This is a genomic window from Campylobacter sp. RM12654, assembly GCF_020137585.1.
GTDB lineage: Bacteria > Campylobacterota > Campylobacteria > Campylobacterales > Campylobacteraceae > Campylobacter_E.
The window spans coordinates 1-2615 of the sequence record NZ_JACGAR010000047.1; the positions used below are offsets into that span (position 1 = coordinate 1).

A 2615-nucleotide genomic window follows, 5' to 3' on the forward strand; every position below is an offset into this window, starting at 1 on the left:
CGGAAGCTTAGATGAAAAAGAAGAATGCACAATTTATGTAAGAGAAGAAGTATTTAAAGATGAAGTGTAAAAGAATTTGATTGTTGGTTTAAAGATTTTATTTTTTAGTTTTTTGATTAATAAATTATGCTTTAAAAAGTTAAAGGCATAATTTATTTAATCTTTTATTAATCTTCTATCAATTTATATCCTAATGACGCATTATATATTATAAAACTATGGCAAGTATCAACTTGAAATTTATCAGAATCAGATTTAGGTTCTAAATCTACATTGTCATACCATTTTTTACACCAATCAGGCAAGCACGCATCTTGTATAACATAGCCTACTTCTACAACTTTATTATTTCTAGGGTCTGTTTTGAACGCACATTTTTTACCATAATTCATATTTCCTTGAGTTACTATGGTTTTATCAGGATATGTTCTTATGATTTTAGCTGTGTTAGTATTAGAATTGTTGTTATGGTTTATAACATTATTTACATTTAAAAGTTCTGGCATAACGCAACCTGTAGATATAAAACATAACGCACTAGCCATAATTATATTAATTTTTTTACTCATTTTCTCTCCTTTATATTAGTTTTTTATTTTAATAATATAATACTTATAATTGACTTAATACAGAATATCAAAATTAATACTTCATCTTTTTAAATTTTCTTAGTTTTATTTATTTTTTGTAAATTTGTAACAATTTTGTAATTTTTTACGATTTTTATGCTTATTTTTCACATTAAATTCACATAAAAATCCTAGCATTTTCTTAAATCAATTTAAGGAGAAGTTATGAAAACTAAAATTAGTATGATTTTATTATTATCATCTTTTGCATTTGCGATAGACCCAAGCGTGAATAAAACCAAATCAGAAACAGGCATTAAACAAGCTAAAATGAATTGGGTAGTGCCGAGTGCTATGAATGATGATGGGTATTTAGATGAAGAAAAATTACCTAAAGGCTCAAAATATATTGAAGCAGTGATTTTGGGAAATAAAATCCTAAATGAAACCACATATTACATAGGTCCAAAGGCAAAAGATGAGAGTAAAAGATATGCAGGAAATAATTTATCTTGCAGCAGCTGTCACGCAAATGGCGGGACTATTCCTTATGAATCAGGTTTTGTAGGAATTTATGCTAGATTTCCACAATACTTAGCTAGAGGTGATGTAGTCGCTACTCTTGAAAATCGTATAAATGGCTGTATGGAACGCTCTATGAATGGTAAGCCATTGCCTATTAATTCAGTAGAGATGAAAGCAATTGTAACTTATATGCACTATTTAAGCCAAGGTGTGCCAGTAGGTGCTAATGTTGAAGGGCAAGGACTTACTCAAGTAAAATTATTAAATAGAGCAGCTGATCCTAAAAAAGGTAAAGTTATTTATGAAGAAAAATGCTCAGCTTGTCACGGCGAAGATGGAGCAGGAATGCTAAATGACGAGCAAAAAGGTGGATATTATGTATATCCTGCTTTATGGGGAGATGATAGCTATAACACAGGTGCTGGAATGTATAGACTAATAAAAGCAGCTTCGTATATTAAAGGCAATATGCCAAAAGGCGATGCTACTTTAAGTGATGAAGAAGCTTTTGATGTAGCAGCTTATATTAATTCAAAACCAAGACCAATTAAGGCTAATCGTGAAGCAGATTTTCCTGATAGAAGGACAAAACCACTTGATATGGATGTAGCTCCTTATGATGATGATTTTAGCATAGAGCAACATAGATTTGGACCTTATATAAAAATGCAAGAAGTTAGCAAATCTAAAGCAAAATAAGTAAAAAAGGAATTTCAATTTTGAAATTCCTAAAATCTTAATTAAATTTAACATTATTTATATTTTTAAATTTTAAAATTATGTTTTATTTAAAGTTTCAAAAGGAGTATGTAATGTTAAAAACTATAAAAGCAAAACTTGGTTTTGTTATTATTTTAGGATTGTTTGTTTTATTTTTGATGCTTTATTTATTTTACAATAATAATCAAAAGACAATTCAAGCTAATTCAAATGAGGTAGCAAGAATTATGCAAGTTGATATAGAAGAAAAATTAAAAATATCAACTGATGCAATGATTAATGCGCTTTCAATTCATTTAAAAGATTTACAGAGTGAAAAAGAGAAAATTGATTATATAGCACAAGCTATAGAAAATTTTAGATTTGACAATGGTAATGGGTATTTTTTCGTTTATAAAGATACCACAGCAGTAGCTCACCCAGTTAGCAAAAAGCTAATAGGACAAGATTTAAAGGGAATGCAAGCTCCTGATGGGACTTTTTTTATTCAAGAATTAAGCAAAAAGGCTAATTCTGGTGGTGGTTTTGTAACCTTTCCTTTCCCTAAACCAGGCACTGATATTACAGCACCAAAATTATCTTATGTAGCATTAATACCTAATACAAATTCTTTATGGATTGGAACAGGTGTTTATTTAGATGAGATTGATAAGAATACTCACGAGTTAGAAAATTTAATCAATAGTAGTTTTGTTACGACATCTATTATTGCTTTATTTGTATTTATAGTGGTTTTTATCCCTTATATTGTATATGTGATGATGCTAATAGTAAAATCTTTAAGCAAATTAAATAATGGTA

General features: G+C 28.7%; 3 protein-coding genes. 2 read left to right on the forward strand and 1 reads right to left on the reverse strand.

Annotated features, from left to right (window positions below; all coding sequences use genetic code 11):
* Window positions 1–167: 167 nt before the first annotated feature.
* A complete protein-coding gene (locus tag AVBRAN12654_RS09185) occupies window positions 168–569 on the reverse strand; it encodes a hypothetical protein (protein ID WP_214150614.1) in 402 nt (133 codons plus the stop codon).
* A 225-nt stretch (window positions 570–794) separates the two neighbouring features.
* Here AVBRAN12654_RS09185 and AVBRAN12654_RS09190 point away from each other — a divergent pair, with 225 nt between their 5' ends.
* Together AVBRAN12654_RS09190 and AVBRAN12654_RS09195 are read left to right on the forward strand one after the other, a co-directional pair.
* Window positions 795–1793, forward strand: a complete 999-nt coding sequence (locus tag AVBRAN12654_RS09190) for a c-type cytochrome (RefSeq protein WP_214150613.1) — start codon at window positions 795–797, stop codon at window positions 1791–1793.
* A gap of 113 nt (window positions 1794–1906) precedes the next feature.
* Window positions 1907–2615: cache domain-containing protein (locus tag AVBRAN12654_RS09195; protein WP_336608413.1), on the forward strand; the 709-nt coding region annotated here is incomplete at its 3' end.

What these genes read in the sequence shown, in the direction of transcription:
- AVBRAN12654_RS09185 (WP_214150614.1), bottom strand. Translation starts at nt 569, where the DNA reads ATGAGTAAAAAAATTAATATAATTATGGCTAGTGCGTTATGTTTTATA.
- AVBRAN12654_RS09190 (WP_214150613.1), top strand. Translation starts at nt 795, where the DNA reads ATGAAAACTAAAATTAGTATGATTTTATTATTATCATCTTTTGCATTT.